The organism is Pacificoceanicola niger, assembly GCF_048553275.1.
GTDB lineage: Bacteria > Pseudomonadota > Alphaproteobacteria > Rhodobacterales > Rhodobacteraceae > Pacificoceanicola.
In genome coordinates this window covers 93,209-106,732 of sequence record NZ_JBLZMW010000017.1, presented here as the reverse complement: position 1 = coordinate 106,732, position 13,524 = coordinate 93,209, and the positions used below count along the sequence as shown (strand labels likewise).

Annotated in this window: 16 protein-coding genes; 15 read left to right on the top strand and 1 reads right to left on the bottom strand. The window is 59.0% G+C overall.

Annotated features, from left to right (window positions below):
- The first annotated feature begins 96 nt into the window (after positions 1-96).
- The 4 genes from ACN2XU_RS19255 (at position 97) to repC (ending at position 4,808) form a co-directional block, all read left to right on the top strand.
- The gene (locus ACN2XU_RS19255) at positions 97-1,005 is read left to right on the top strand and encodes a recombinase family protein (protein WP_024099421.1); all 909 of its coding nucleotides are present in this window, start codon (positions 97-99) and stop codon (positions 1,003-1,005) included.
- 341 nt (positions 1,006-1,346) lie between these two features.
- A complete protein-coding gene (repA, locus tag ACN2XU_RS19250; protein ID WP_024099294.1) occupies positions 1,347-2,546 on the top strand; it encodes a plasmid partitioning protein RepA in 1,200 nt (399 codons plus the stop codon).
- On the top strand, positions 2,546-3,514 hold the full coding sequence (gene repB, locus ACN2XU_RS19245; protein WP_024099295.1) for a plasmid partitioning protein RepB: 969 nt from the start codon (positions 2,546-2,548) through the stop codon (positions 3,512-3,514). Before repA ends, repB begins: the two co-directional genes overlap by 1 nt.
- A 238-nt stretch (positions 3,515-3,752) precedes the next feature.
- The gene (gene repC, locus ACN2XU_RS19240) at positions 3,753-4,808 is read left to right on the top strand and encodes a plasmid replication protein RepC (RefSeq protein WP_024099296.1); all 1,056 of its coding nucleotides are present in this window, start codon (positions 3,753-3,755) and stop codon (positions 4,806-4,808) included.
- 212 nt (positions 4,809-5,020) lie between these two features.
- On the opposite strand, the gene ACN2XU_RS19235 is transcribed toward repC, so the two are convergent.
- Complete coding sequence (locus ACN2XU_RS19235; protein ID WP_024099297.1) at positions 5,021-6,223, bottom strand: Fic family protein; 1,203 nt, start codon at positions 6,221-6,223, stop codon at positions 5,021-5,023.
- Positions 6,224-6,515: 292 nt separating this feature from the next.
- On the opposite strand from ACN2XU_RS19235, the gene ACN2XU_RS19230 reads away from it, so the two are divergent.
- From ACN2XU_RS19230 to ACN2XU_RS19180, 11 genes are all read left to right on the top strand, one after another.
- Positions 6,516-6,986 (top strand): hypothetical protein, encoded by a 471-nt coding sequence (locus ACN2XU_RS19230; RefSeq protein WP_024099298.1) that lies wholly within the window; start codon positions 6,516-6,518, stop codon positions 6,984-6,986.
- 40 nt (positions 6,987-7,026) lie between these two features.
- Positions 7,027-7,968: an ArdC family protein gene (locus ACN2XU_RS19225; RefSeq protein WP_096705139.1), complete on the top strand. Its 942-nt coding sequence runs from the start codon at positions 7,027-7,029 to the stop codon at positions 7,966-7,968.
- A gap of 23 nt (positions 7,969-7,991) precedes the next feature.
- Positions 7,992-8,201 carry a DUF6330 family protein gene (locus ACN2XU_RS19220; protein WP_040182663.1) on the top strand — a complete coding sequence of 70 codons (210 nt, stop codon included), beginning with the start codon at positions 7,992-7,994 and terminating at the stop codon, positions 8,199-8,201.
- An 86-nt stretch (positions 8,202-8,287) separates the two neighbouring features.
- Positions 8,288-8,677 carry a DUF3768 domain-containing protein gene (locus ACN2XU_RS19215; RefSeq protein WP_024099302.1) on the top strand — a complete coding sequence of 130 codons (390 nt, stop codon included), beginning with the start codon at positions 8,288-8,290 and terminating at the stop codon, positions 8,675-8,677.
- Between the two features lie 156 nt (positions 8,678-8,833).
- Positions 8,834-10,816 carry a ParB/RepB/Spo0J family partition protein gene (locus tag ACN2XU_RS19210; RefSeq protein ID WP_024099303.1) on the top strand — a complete coding sequence of 661 codons (1,983 nt, stop codon included), beginning with the start codon at positions 8,834-8,836 and terminating at the stop codon, positions 10,814-10,816.
- Between the two features lie 72 nt (positions 10,817-10,888).
- Positions 10,889-11,482, top strand: a complete 594-nt coding sequence (locus tag ACN2XU_RS19205; protein WP_024099304.1) for a hypothetical protein — start codon at positions 10,889-10,891, stop codon at positions 11,480-11,482.
- Entirely contained in the window at positions 11,482-12,135 is a 654-nt protein-coding gene (locus ACN2XU_RS19200) for a DUF6927 domain-containing protein (protein WP_419411992.1), read from the top strand. The genes ACN2XU_RS19205 and ACN2XU_RS19200 overlap by 1 nt, the downstream gene beginning before the upstream one ends.
- Positions 12,136-12,259: 124 nt before the next feature.
- Entirely contained in the window at positions 12,260-12,586 is a 327-nt protein-coding gene (locus ACN2XU_RS19195) for a type II toxin-antitoxin system PrlF family antitoxin (protein ID WP_005668772.1), read from the top strand.
- Positions 12,583-13,101 (top strand): type II toxin-antitoxin system YhaV family toxin, encoded by a 519-nt coding sequence (locus tag ACN2XU_RS19190; protein WP_024099306.1) that lies wholly within the window; start codon positions 12,583-12,585, stop codon positions 13,099-13,101. Before ACN2XU_RS19195 ends, ACN2XU_RS19190 begins: the two co-directional genes overlap by 4 nt.
- 94 nt (positions 13,102-13,195) lie before the next feature.
- Positions 13,196-13,360: a hypothetical protein gene (locus ACN2XU_RS19185; protein WP_009819683.1), complete on the top strand. Its 165-nt coding sequence runs from the start codon at positions 13,196-13,198 to the stop codon at positions 13,358-13,360.
- A complete protein-coding gene (locus ACN2XU_RS19180) occupies positions 13,350-13,502 on the top strand; it encodes a hypothetical protein (protein ID WP_024099307.1) in 153 nt (50 codons plus the stop codon). The genes ACN2XU_RS19185 and ACN2XU_RS19180 overlap by 11 nt, the downstream gene beginning before the upstream one ends.
- Positions 13,503-13,524 lie beyond the last annotated feature (22 nt).

The following is a 13,524-nucleotide window of genomic DNA, read 5'->3' as shown; positions in this document are numbered from 1 at the left end:
GGGTTTTTGATGAGCAGCACCACAGAGAGAGCGGTTGCATTCGTTTACAAACGGTCGTTTAGTAACGGTATATGAAATTGCAAACGGCCGATTTTCATGCCCCTGATAGGCTATGCGCGCGTATCCACAGAGGATCAGACCCCCCTGCCCCAGTCTGAGGCCCTGCAAACTGCGGGATGCGTCGAGATCTTCGAAGAGCACGCCTCAGGCGGCAATCGTGCCCGGCCGGTGCTTGCCCGCTTGCTGGAGCGCATTAGCAAGGGCGACACGCTGGTTGTCGTACGGATCGACCGGCTCGCACGGTCTCTGTCGCACCTTCTCGAGGTGATCGAACGGTTGGAGGCCAAGGGGGCGTTCTTTCGTTCCATTCAGGACCCGATCGACACCGGATCCCCGCAAGGCAAGTTCACGCTGCAGGTTCTGGGCGCCGCGGCCGAGTTCGAGCGGGCGCTGATCCGGGAACGTACCAAAGCAGGGCTGGCGAGCGCCCGTACCAAGGGCCGGGTCGGCGGGAACCCTGGACTGCGGGCCAAAGACCCTGCTGCTCTTCGCAAAGTACGGCTGGCGCGACAAGACGGCTACATGGAGCGTCTGAACGAGACGGCACAAGATTGGGTGCCCCATGTGCGCCGGTTGCGACCCGACTTGGCCTGGGAAGACGTGGTGCGCATCATCAACGGCCCCTTGCCCGAGGCGCGTCGCTGGACCCAAAGCCGTCTCTTGCGCGCTGTGAAGGCCTATGTCGGCGACGGCTTCCTGCCGGCCGAGGTGCTAGCCCGCGCCGGGCGCCGCGAAACCGACGACCGTCTGCCCGCCATCGTCGCCGGCATCAAGGGCGCGGACCCCGACATCACGCTTCAGGCGATCTGCACCCGGCTGGAAGCGATGCGCGAACGCACGCCTCGTGGCCGAACAAGATGGCAGCCGTCTTCGGTGAAAATGCTGTTGGAGCGGGCGGAACGACTTGGCCTCATGCCGTACGAATCGAGCCAAAATCAGATGTAGCTTCTGACCCGAATCCAAAAAATTTCACCGGGAGAAAACTCCGCAGGAGGCAGAAAGTGCCATTAGTTGCTTGGGGTTAGCTGCTAATATGCCAACTCAACAGAGTAGCGGCTCGATTTGGTTAGATCTGCATTTAATATATCTATATCAATGACTTGCTGAGTTTTTTACACGACAACACCTATAGGTGTTGTGGATAACTTTCACACTACATTTAGATTCTTCTTGCCGGACTCACTGGATCGTGGCATTCCCATTCTGACGGCAAAACGCGTCAGACACGCTGTACACCGTCAGAATGACTAAGAGCCTCAACAGAGGCCGAGAGTGGGCGGCAGGACATGGATGATCGTAACATTGGATACACGCAAGGCATAGGCTCTTCCGATATCGGAGCATTTGCCAACAATCTGGCTGAGTCTTTGGATCGCCAGATGAAGATCGCTTTCGAACCCGAAGAACGAAAGTCCCTACGTCGCTTCAGTTCCACCGAAGTCGCCGGCCTCCTGCGCGTAAGCACATCTAACCTGCGCAACCGGCACAAGGACGGCAGCTTCCCGGAAGTGCATACAGACAACCGCGGACACCGGTTCTACACAGCCCAAGAGATTGATGAGTTGCGCGATGTTCTTGGACGCACTGGAAAGAACGCAGAAAGCTACCGCCCAGGTCGACGTGATGGCGATCGTCTCCAGGTGATATCCGTCGTCAACTTCAAAGGCGGCTCATCAAAGACTACTACAACGATTCATCTTGCGCAAAGGTATGCCTTGCGCGGTTACCGCGTGCTGGTCCTAGACCTCGATCCGCAAGCAAGTTTGACCACGTTTTTCGGCTTTCGGCCCGAGCTTGAGTTCGCCGATGGCGGCACAATCTATGATGCTTTGAGATATGAGGACCAAGTTCCTCTCTCGAACGTCATCCAAAAGACCTACTTCCATAAGCTCGACATGGTGCCCGCCGGTTTGATGCTCTCGGAGTACGAAACCGAGACCGCAAACGCTCTCGCCCGTCGCGTACAGCCCATCTTTGCAGAGCGCCTCGCCTTGGCGCTTGAAGAGGTTGAGGCAAACTACGACATCGTCCTGATCGACTGCCCGCCTCAGCTTGGGTTTCTAACCCTGACTGCGCTGGCAGCGTCGACGGGGCTTTTGGTTACCGTGGTACCTGGCATGCTTGACATCGCATCCATGAGCCAATTCCTGAAGCTTGCTTCAGAAACGGTCAAGGCCGTGGAGGAAGCCATCGGTCGGCGTGTCACATGGGATTTTGTCAAGTTCCTGATTACCAGATATGAACCGTCGGACGGTCCGCAGACCCAAATGGCAGGCTACCTGAGATCAATTCTGGCAGGTCAGGTCATGACAGAGCCAATGCTGAAGTCTACGGCGATCTCCGACGCGGGGATGACCCAGCAGACCGTCTACGAAGTCGATCCAAGCCAATTCATCAGAAAGACAATTGATCGCGCCCTGACCAGCGTGAATGGCGTTGGCGATGAGCTAGAGCAGACGATCCAAATGGCATGGGGGCGTCGCTGATGGCCCGAAACATCTTCAACCAGCCTCCAAGGAATGAGACGGAGAGCGGAGCCCCCTCCCCTACCCCGCCAAAAGCGGCAAAGCTGCCGGGATCTGTTGGAGGATTGCGCGACTCTTTGCGCGAGATCACAGCAAACTCGATTCGCGATATCGAACCCGATCAGATTGACATGGATGGGCTGCGCGATCGGTTGGTGCTGGAAGATTCCAGTATCGATGAGTTGGCCGAGAGCATTCGCAAGCATGGCCAACAAGTGCCCATCATGGTCCGTCCATCAGCCCAACCGGACAGATACCGCATCATCTACGGCCGCCGCAGGCTTGCGGCGATCCGTAAGGTCGGTGGAACGGTCAAGGCAATTGTTCGAACCTTGGACGATGACGCATCTCTGATCGCTCAAGGCCAGGAGAACAACCTCAGGCTTGATCCGTCTTTTATAGAAAAGTCTCTTTTTATCAAAGAGATGCAAGAATCCGGGTACAAACCCGGTGTCATTCAAGATGCTCTAGGTCTGACCCGGCAAGGCGTATCCAACCACAGGGTCGTCATAGAACAACTGCCAGACGGTCTTGTTCAACTCATCGGGCCAGCACATGGGATCGGACGACGGCAGTGGGGTGATCTAGCTGCCTTGTCGGTGAAGGTAGATTTGGTGGACATCGCCAAAGAGGCGCTCGCCGCCCTGCCCGACGACACTCCTAGTTCCGAAAAGTTCCAAGCGGTCTATTCGGCTTGCTCGAGCAAAGCACGTAGCGACAAGAAGCCGCCCAATCGTGGGCTGACTTCGGTCATCAATGATGAGAACGGCAGTTCATTGGGCACGCTGACAATCGATGAGAAGGCGATCGCGCTCAAGGTCACCAAGAAGGACAATCCAGAATTCGGCCAATGGCTCGAAGAGCACGCGGAAGCTACGCTTTTGCAACTCTTCGTACAGTGGCGGAATGAGAGAGGCTCTGGGTCCTAACCCAGGCCACACAGAGCAACACGAGCAGAGGAGAAAAGCGAAGACCCGAAAGAAAAGAGCCCCCCAAAGTTTCCCCTGGAGAGCCCTCATCATCTGATTAGCATCTTTGATGTAGCAACCTCCAGCATACCGGTCAAGAGTCACCGATTCGGTGGACTGATATTTTTTGCCTTTTTCCGCGAAAATTCGAGGAAAGAGACGGGGAAGTTGTGGGCCGAACGGTCGTCGTGAACAAGCCATGGCATTTACAAAACTCTCGATCGAAGCCGCAGGTGCTGATGCAACCCGCGGCTCATTTCCCCCATCTGAAACCGACGTCTGGACCATCTTCAGAGCCCTGAGAGATGCACGCAGCGTGTTTGGTCTACGTCCTGGCCACATACAGACACTTCAAGCAATGCTCAGTTTTCTGAAACCTGGCCATGGCGAAACGGTTTTTGCGTCTAACGATTCACTTTGCCAGCGCGTTGGCGGAATCGACGAACGGACACTCCGGAGGCACATCAACCGCTTCGTTGAACTCGGATTCATCAAGCGCAATGACAGCTCGAACCGAAAGCGCTACCGCGTTCGCTCATCCGGCGGGGAGTGCATCAGTTATGGATTGTCTCTCACCCCCCTGCTCCAACGTGCGAGCGAGCTTATAGCCATCGCGCAAGAGATGGAGAATAACCGGCGAGATCGGATATTTGTCCGCAAACAGATCCTTACAAAGCTCGCCCATTTGGAAGAGCACGATCCTAGCAACGCATTCATCAACCACGCACGGAAAGCTCTACGCAGGAAGCTGAGCCTCCCCGAATACCACGCTCTGCTCGCCAATACAGATGCAGAATGCCAGAGTTTGTCTACCCCGGATGACCCGCCTGAAACTATGGAATTGCCCGCCAATGACGGACAAACTGTCCGGCATCAATCTAAGTCTGAAGAAGAAAAAAAAGATTTAGATAGCAACATAGGCCTTGAGGCCCTGAAACCAGACTTGCTGACCTCAGTCTGCGATCAGGCGACATCGTTCTCCACAGAGAGACTTAGAAACTGGTTGGACATTGAAAACCATGCTCGAACACTTGCACCCATGATGGGCATTCACCCAGAGACTTTCGAGAAAGCCAAGAATGCTGTAGGAGCTCAGAAAGCGTCATGCGCGATCTTCATCATGCTACAGCTTGGAAAACGCATCAGGGATTTTGCAGCGTATTTTCACAGTATCACCCTGGGTCAAAGGCAAAACCAATTTGATCCATTAGCTTTGATCAAGCGACTGTCCGAAAACAATGAGCGAACTGTCTAATGTCCACCGCGGTGGACTTCGAACGAGAATCGGCGCTTGTGGCAACCAAAACTGTCCAAACGCACATAGCGGCGCGTGGTGGTTCTTCAGTTTATCTCAGACCAGCAGATGTCCACCGCGGTGGACAAGTGACACATGAGCAAGCCTTGATGAAAATCTGGCCGCCCATGGAAGAAATCGGCGGCCAGGCATTACACCCTAAATGCCTAAAGTTATTGTGGGAGGTCACCGTCTCCAAAGAGGTTTGGAAAGAGCCGCTCTCGATAATCCAACGGAAACGCCAACCGAACCGGCGTCTTCGGCGAGGCGGACCTCAGGTATCCGGCGGCGGTCAGTTTACTCAGCGTGTTGCGAGCAGTACGCTCGGACGTCTTGAGCACAATCTGCGCATCGCCTCGTTCCAGTGCCCCATGCCGAAGAACCGCCGAGATTAGTTCCGGCGCTCGCTTGTCATCGATGGTATCTGCAACAAGACGACGATACCGTTGGTCTAGTCCGCCGAGATCGAACAATCTTGCTGAGAAGGTGATCTGGTCGAGCGTCACCTTTAGGAACCATTCACTAAACGTCTTCAGTGCCGCTTCTGACAGGTTCCCCCGTCCGTCGCGGTCTCCGCGGCGTGGACTGTCGGCCAGATCCATCATCCGTTTGTACTCGCCCCGATCGGTTAGCCCGCGGGCCAGCCCACGTGATACGGACCAGAGCCCTTGGCCACCAATCCCCGCTGTGAGGGCCATGGCATGAGACATCAGTCTGCTGACACGGCCGTTACCATCCGGGAAAGGGTGGATGTAGTTGAGCCGGTGATGCGCAGAGGCGATCGCGATGATCCGTCCGCTCGAAGACCGCGCCGCAATCTGAAATCGTTTGTCGAAATGGTCCATGAATGCCGCGACGCGCGACGATGAAGGAGGTAGGTGGCGCCCGACCGCAACTTCCCGATCATCATCCTGGCGCATGCGTCCCGGAACGATGGGCTCTTGTGTGCCGTCGGGATGTTCGATGACCCGAAACTCATCCGGCATCTCGTCGTAGAAGCTCTTATGGACCCAAGTCAGGAATTCGACGGATGTGGGGCGGGGCAGGGTGCCCTTGCGATGCATCTCGTCGATGGCCCGTTGAACGATGACGTGCGCCCGGGCCTCAAGGGCGAGGGGACGGGTTTCTTCCTCAAGCTCGGCGCCAGCCAGCGCCCTTTCGATGTCGCGGGGGCGCGTGTTGTGTCCTTCGATCAGGTTGGAGTAGTAGCAGTTCATCACACGGACGAGATCGGCAAGTTCGGCTGCGCTGTCAGGATGCAACCCTTGTCCCAGCCCGGTGGCTTCCCTCTGGATGTCGACCGAAAGGTCTGCCAGTTCTGTCGGAATATGCTCCTCGAAGAAGCAGGGTTCGATCCTGGCGGGTGTTTCCAGCATTTTGCCGATCTTCCATGTTTGCAAAGTAATTGAAAAATAAACACATTTTGTACTTTTAAGCAAGGTTTTGCCGATATGCGTTGCCGATCTTGGTTGCCGATCTAGAATTGCTGCATGAAATCAATGGCTTCGGCAGATGTGCCGGGCTTTTCGGTTTTGTTGTGTGCCCAAAGGGGCCGAAAAAAGAGAAAGTGTTCTTCGGGTTTTGTGACTGACGGATGAGGACCTTTGGGGTCCCTCAGATGGGTCCGGGCCGGATTCCGGTCTGTCTTTCCTGATGAAGGGCATTCCCATGCAAACAGGTGTCTTGCGCGTGCTCCGCGCAACCGCTGCCTCGTGGTGGCGGCATAGAGAGTTGCGCCGAACTGGCCAGACGTTGCTGGCACAGCGGCTCGAACGCCAGACCGTCCTGCGTGATCTCGGCTATCTGAAGCAGGCCGCGTCATTACCAAACGCGCATGTGATCTGCGGAGAGGGCGGGACATTCATCCATCTCGGCTGGACCACCGTTTCGACCTTCGCGCTGATCGAGCGCTTTCCCTTGGCCACTCTTGCGGTCGCACGAGGAACCCCGTTCATCGATATCCGACCCATCAGTGACGTCATCGCCTTCGCGAACTTGCCGTGCGTGGCGCGGGACGGATCGGTTGACCCTGAACCTTCGGGTTCCGGCAAGTCCGTCTCGCTGACCACCTACATCGACATGGTCGAAGGGCTCGGCGCGAGGATCCTCAACGATCCGCGGTCCCATCAGTCAGCCTGATCACCACTTACTCTCACCAAAACTCGAAAGGAGGCCAGCCATGGCCCGATCCCGCACGCCCAAATTCGATGCCTCCGAGGTCATCACAAACGAAATCATCCGCATCATCGAGCGCGGCGTCCTGCCGTGGCGCAAGCCATGGACCGCAGGTGGCAGCTCTCGTCCCCTGCGCGTGGGCGGAGAACCCTACCAGGGAGTGAACAACTTCCTGCTGACGATGCGGACCGTGATGGCGGGCCACAGCTCACCTTTCTGGATGACGCTGCCGCAAGCCAATGCCTTGGACGCAAAGGTCCGCAAGGGCGAAAAATCCTCTGTCGTCGTTTATTACGGTCAAAGCCGGAAAGATGCGGGCGCAGATGAGCATGACCGCAGCGACGGGGATGATCACTCCGAGGAAGCCCGCATCTTCCGCTTCCAGAAATCCTACCGCGTGTTCAATGCCTGCCAAATCGATGGCCTGCCCGACAGTTTCTTCCCCGACCCGGAGCCCGTGCCCGAGCATGCGCCGTCCGAGCCCATCCCGCACATGCAGACCTTCTTTGATGCGATCGACATCACAACCGTCTTCACGGGCACGGAGGCGTACTATTTGCCGCCCGTGGACAAGGTCTACATGCCGTCCATCACGCGGTTCCAGGACCCGCGCAATTTCTACGGGGTCTGGGCCCATGAGCTGGCCCATGCCACGAAAGCCCCGCATCGGCTGAACCGTGATTTCGGGTTCTCGAAGTTTGGCAACACGTCCTATGCGCGCGAGGAGATCGTCGCGGAATTGACCTCGGTGTTCCTGGGTCAGACGCTCGGCTTCACGGCGCATACGCTCGAGATGAATGCCGCCTACCTCCACAACTGGTTGCGCGTTCTTCGGTCGGACAAGGGTGCGATCTTCAAGCACGCCGCGGATGCGCAGCGCGCCTGTGACTATCTGATCGCACAATCTGAGGCGGGTAGGGCAGGGCGCAGTGCCGAGGCCGCCTGACCACACGGAGAACGGAGACTCGCATGTCACGCAAGGAACCCAAGACGCTGCGGGTGGCCTGCTTCGAAGACGGCCGCCGCAAGATCATCACCTTCAAACGCGGTGCCTATTGGTGGAGCCCGTCCGAGGGCGCTTACCCGCTCTCGGCGGCACTCGAGAGCATCAAGGAACAGGGCGGCTGGATCGAAACCATCCCCAACCCGAACTACAGAGCCAGAGGGCTGTTCGGGTAAGGCGCCTTCTGCTTCGGTCCTTCCGCCAAGCAGAAAAGTGAAAGCGGGCTTTGGGAAGGGTGTTTCAACTTCTCAAAGGAGATCCCATGTCCATGACCGTTCAATCCCAGCCAGACCGTCCGGATCCGACCGTGATCGCGGCGCAAAACGACGCGTTTCGCAAGCTCGCGTGCCTTGGAGTGGCGCCCGCGCAGCCCACCCAGGGCCGAATGCATGTCACCCGCTCGCTTATGGAGGCCGGTGACGGCTTCATGGCCGAGGCGGTGAAGGCCACCGGTGCGTTCGATACATTCGAGCCTGAGAATGATCCCGAGGGATGGCACGATTTTGGCGCGGTCGAGATCCGGGGCGAGACCGTGTTCTGGAAAATCGATCTCTATGAGGCAGATTCGGATTTCCGCTACGGGGCCGAGACCCCGGACAATCCTGCCACAACCATGCGCGTGCTGACCATCATGCTGGCGCGTGACTGGTAGGGTAGGAGGGCTTCCCAAAGTGTCGATCTGAAAACTCAAGGCCCACTGACCCCTCAAAGGGAAAGTGGGCCTTTTGTCTTGGTGATCCCTGAAGCCGGGGATTGGTCACGCGCGTGAGCGCGCGGGCCACACCTCACCCTCCTGGAAGGATATCCCATGACCACAAGCTTTGCTCCCCTTACCGTCGCCATCGGCGATCTGATCCCGCATCCCGCCAATGTGCGCAGCAACGCGCCGGAAACCTATGACCCCGAGAACATCGCGCATCTGAAGGCCAGCATCGCTGTGCTGGGCCTGCTCCAGCCGCTCTTGGTCCAGAAGCTTGACGGCAAATATGCTGTCCTCGCCGGTGGCCGACGCCATGCTGCGCTGAAGGAGCTGGTCGCCGACAAGGCCACCAAGGGGTTCATGGCGAAAACCAAGGTCGACTGTCGCCTTGTCCCAGACGACTGCGACGTCACCACGGCGCTGTCGCTCGCCGAGAACATCACCCAGGCACCGATGAATGCCATCGACGAGTTCGAGGCTTTCGCCCGGATGATGGAGGTCGACAGCCAGACGCCCGAGACGATCGCAAAGACCTTCGGCGCCACGGTGGCGGCCGTGAAAGGCCGGTTGCGTTATGGCCTTATCCACCCCGACATCCGCGCCGCAGCCCGGGGCAAGGTGATCACGCTCGACACGATGAAGGCCTTCGCCGAGCACCCGAGCCAGGAGGCGCAGCGCGAGGTCTTCGAGGCGCTCACGAAAGACGGCGGCTATCTGCAGGCCTACACCGTCCGTCAGGCCCTCAAATCCCGCGGCGTGCAGGTCAGCGATGATATTGGGGCCTTTGTGCGCGCGGACTACGAGGCGCGGGGCGGTGCTGTCGCGGCTGACCTTCTGGAAGAGCATTCCGTGCTTGAGGATGCAGCACTGGTCGAGACCATCCTGCTCGAGAAGCTCGGTGCCGCCGCCGAAGAGGCCCGTATGAGGCTGGGCTTTGCCTGGGCCGATGCGATGGTCCGCTATGATTACGCGACCATGGCGGACTATGGCCGCGTCTATCCCGGCCCGATTGAGCCGGATGAAGCGGCCCAGAAGCGCATCGATGAGATCACCGCAGAACTCGAGAAGCTGCAGCTCGAGATGGAGGATGAGGGGCTCGAGGACGGTGCCTACAATGCCCTTTACGAGCGCGTGGACGCCTTGGAAGAAGAAGTGCGCGATCTGCAGGAGGCCTACAGCGCCGAGGACCTCGCGCGGTCCGGGGTGATCGCGTCGTGGCAGGGTGGGCAGGTCACGCTCCATGTTGGCCTCGTCCGCCCCGAGGACACCGTGAAAGTGGAAGGCGCGCGCGGCTCGTCGGTCAACCCGACGGGGGAGGAGGCACCGGACGCCGGCGAAATCACCTATCCAGCCTCGCTGGCTGAGGACCTCAAGACCGAGCGGGCCATGGCCCTTGGCGCCGCGATGGCGCTGCATCCGGAAGCCACGCTCGATCTGACGCTCTTCAAGCTGGTCAGTGACGTTCTGGCCAGCGGAATGAGTGTCACGCAGGCGATCAAGATCGATGCCCGCAAGGAATACCGCAGCCATGCCAAGATGGACGAGATCGACGAGACCTCGCTCGAGCAGGTGGCGGCGGCGCATGATGCGCTTGATCTCTCCTGGCTCGATGACACCCGCGCGCCCGCCGATCAGTTCGCGGCGTTTCGCGCGCTGGAGGCAGGCGAGAAGGCCAAGCTCGTGGCCTATGCCACCGCCAGCACCACGCAGTCCTGCTTCGCGCGGGATCCTCGGCGCGACAGCCTGATGCATGCGTTCGAGATCGAGATCATGCCCGACATTCGCGCATATTGGACGCCGAATGCGGCGCTCTTCAACCGCTTCAAGAAGGCCTGGCTCCTGAAGATTCTCGGCGAGGATCTGGGTCTCGCCCAAGAGGCGGTGACGCTCGCCTCGTCGAGCAAGAAAGAGATCGTCGCCTTCTGCGACAAGCTCTTCGCCGAGCCTTTCGCCACACTCACGGACGCGCAGCGCGCTGCCGTGGCCACCTGGTGCCCGCCCATGATGCAGACCGCCGGTGTCGCCTGTGATGAGGCGGAGCCCGCTGCGGAAACCCCCGAGCCTGACAGCGAGGTCGCGCAAGCGGCCTGAGTCCTCACGCGACTCGCGCGAGGCATTCCCCGCGCGGGTCGACCCTCCCACACCCAACCGAAAGACATCCTCATGGCTATTCTCAAGTTCTCTGCGTCCGCTGTTGCGGAACAGATCGCCCATGCGCGCGCCTGCAAAACCTTCTTGCCCAACTGGAACGGGCCCGTGGACAGGCCCGCCCTGATCCTCATCGTCGGCAATGGTGTGCATCTGCGCTCAAACGGCATCGATGGCACGACCACCCGTATCGTCACCACCGAACAGGCCGATCCCTCCTTCGCTTTCGCCGACGGCATGAACCCGTTTCGGGACACCGACTGGATGGCGCAGCGCCGCATGGCGTTTCGCGATCTGACCGGCCAGTTCTATACCGACATCCTGGATGACGTGCAGGTGCTCATCGACCGGGGGCGGGGGGCGATCCGGCTCGCCACCGATGGCCACAGCATCCGCGTCTTCGTGCGCCGGGCCTCGGATTATCTCATCGGCGGGACCTACGAGGTGCCGTCAGGCCTCGGCGGCACCTTCCGGGTCATCCTCAAGGATGCCTGCGACACCTTCGCGATCGTACAGAACTGCGGCAATTGCGAGGATTTTGACGCCATGCAGCCCTACCGCGTGCCGCTCGATGCGCTGATGGAAATCGATGACCGGAGGGCGGCGTGATGGGTTGGCTCTTCTACACCGACGGCCGCGTCCAGACCTACGCGGATGAGAAAGCGGAGATTGCTCGGCTGTGCACCTTCGAGGGCGAAAGGCGCAAGACGGAACTGGTCAAAGCCTGCAAGGTGGGTTCGACTTGGTACGCGGCGGCAAAGGTCACATATATCGACGGCACCCCTGTCGAAGACACGACCTATGTCACCGATGCGGATGGCTCCATCACTTTCGCCGCCGTATTCCTTACCCGATATGATGACGGCTGCTGGGGCTACAAGGACATGGAGGAAAGCGCGGGACCGGTCGAATCCCGCGCGCCACTGAGCCTATTGGCCCTGCTGTCCGAGCTGAAAGACCCAGACAGCTATGCTCATGCCTGGCGCCAGCGCTGCCAGGACTGGGCTGCGATCCCGGACTACGAGGAAGGCGACAAGATCAAGCTCGCCACCCCTGTGACGCTCACCGATGGCAGTACCTGCCAGATTGTCACCGCGACCCACTACAGGCGCGGGCGGCAAAAGCGCCGCTGCTACCGCATCGAGGAAACTGGTGGGCTCGTACGCCTGTCGAAGGCCTCGCTTGCGGGCTCGGAGCTGCTCAGCTCCACGAAAGGTGCGGCTAGCCCGGTGCTGGCGGAGTTCCTGGCGGGGCGAAATTAGGTCCTGCGCCGGACGGTTCATCGACCTGCCCGGCGACAGCAGATGCTGCGGCTTGTCTTGACAAGGCAATGCAAATGCATTACCTATCGCGGGCAGCAAAGCCCCTTTTCTTCAGGAGACTGCCATGACAGCCCTCGCACAAGATGTCTCGAAACTCACGGATCGGTATCAGACGACCGTGCCGGCGGGTGTGCGCAAACAGCTCAAGCTGGGCAAGGGCGACCAGATTCGTTACTGCACCGAGCCGAGTGGCAGGGTCTATATCGAGCCCGTGCGCAGCGACGAGGAAGATCCCGTGCTCGGAGCCTTTCTCGATTTTGTCGAGGCCGATATCAAGGCGCATCCGGACCGCATTCGGGCTTTCGATGGGGCTTTGCATGACCGTCTTGCAGCACTGGTCGGAGACGTTGATGTCGATCTCGATGCGCCGCTATCGCTCGAGGATGAATGAGCGGCGATAGCGTGCCCGCCCAAGCGCCCCTTGTCGTGAATGGATGGTCGATTTATGCGCACCCACTCTTTCTGGACCAGCTCGAAGGGCTGGTCGAGGAGGTAGAGGCGCGTAAGGCTCGCGATCCCAAGACCTGGCACAAGAAAAACCCAACGAAACGGCTGGCCGCCATCTTCAAGCTGGTCACCGAGGCCATACCTGCAGATCCGGGTGCCGCCGCTTTCCGGCAAGGCGGCACACTAGGCGATCACCGCAAGCACTGGTTCCGGGCGAAATTCTTCCAGCAGTATCGGTTGTTCTACCGGTTCAACAGCGATGCGAAGGTCATCGTGGTGGCATGGGTGAACGACGACAAGACCCTGCGCGCCTATGGCAGCAAGACGGATGCCTATGCGACGTTCAAAGGGATGCTGGAAGATGGCAACCCACCTGACAATTTCGACGCGCTCTTGAAAGAAGCTGCAGCGGCAGGCAAGCGGTTCGAGAAATCCCTTGAAGCGGTGCCCGATCGGTAAGTGGGCCAGCTTGCTATGACCCTTTGGCAACATCATTTACGACGCCACGCTCGAAGATGTAGCATCGGCTGATAATGCGGTCGGAGAAAGCACAATGAATGAGACGGAAAAGGATAGGCAGCACCTCGGTCTAGAGGAGCAATGCGCGCCTGACCTGACGGGGCACCGTTTCCCAATTGCTGTGCGCGTTGCAGACATGCCCGATGACCTCGGCAAGCTGCTGGATATCGGGCTCGAGGAGCATTTCCGTGGCCGCTGAAGCGAATTCTTATGACACGTGGTTTTGCGCGCAGGTGCAGGCCACGCTGGAGGATGCACGCTCGGGAACATCTCAGGTTCAGGTGATGCAGGCCGCACAGGCATTGATTGATGCGAAGCGGCAGGTCGAACCCAAGTCCTGACCAAGCCTTGGAGGTCAGCGCG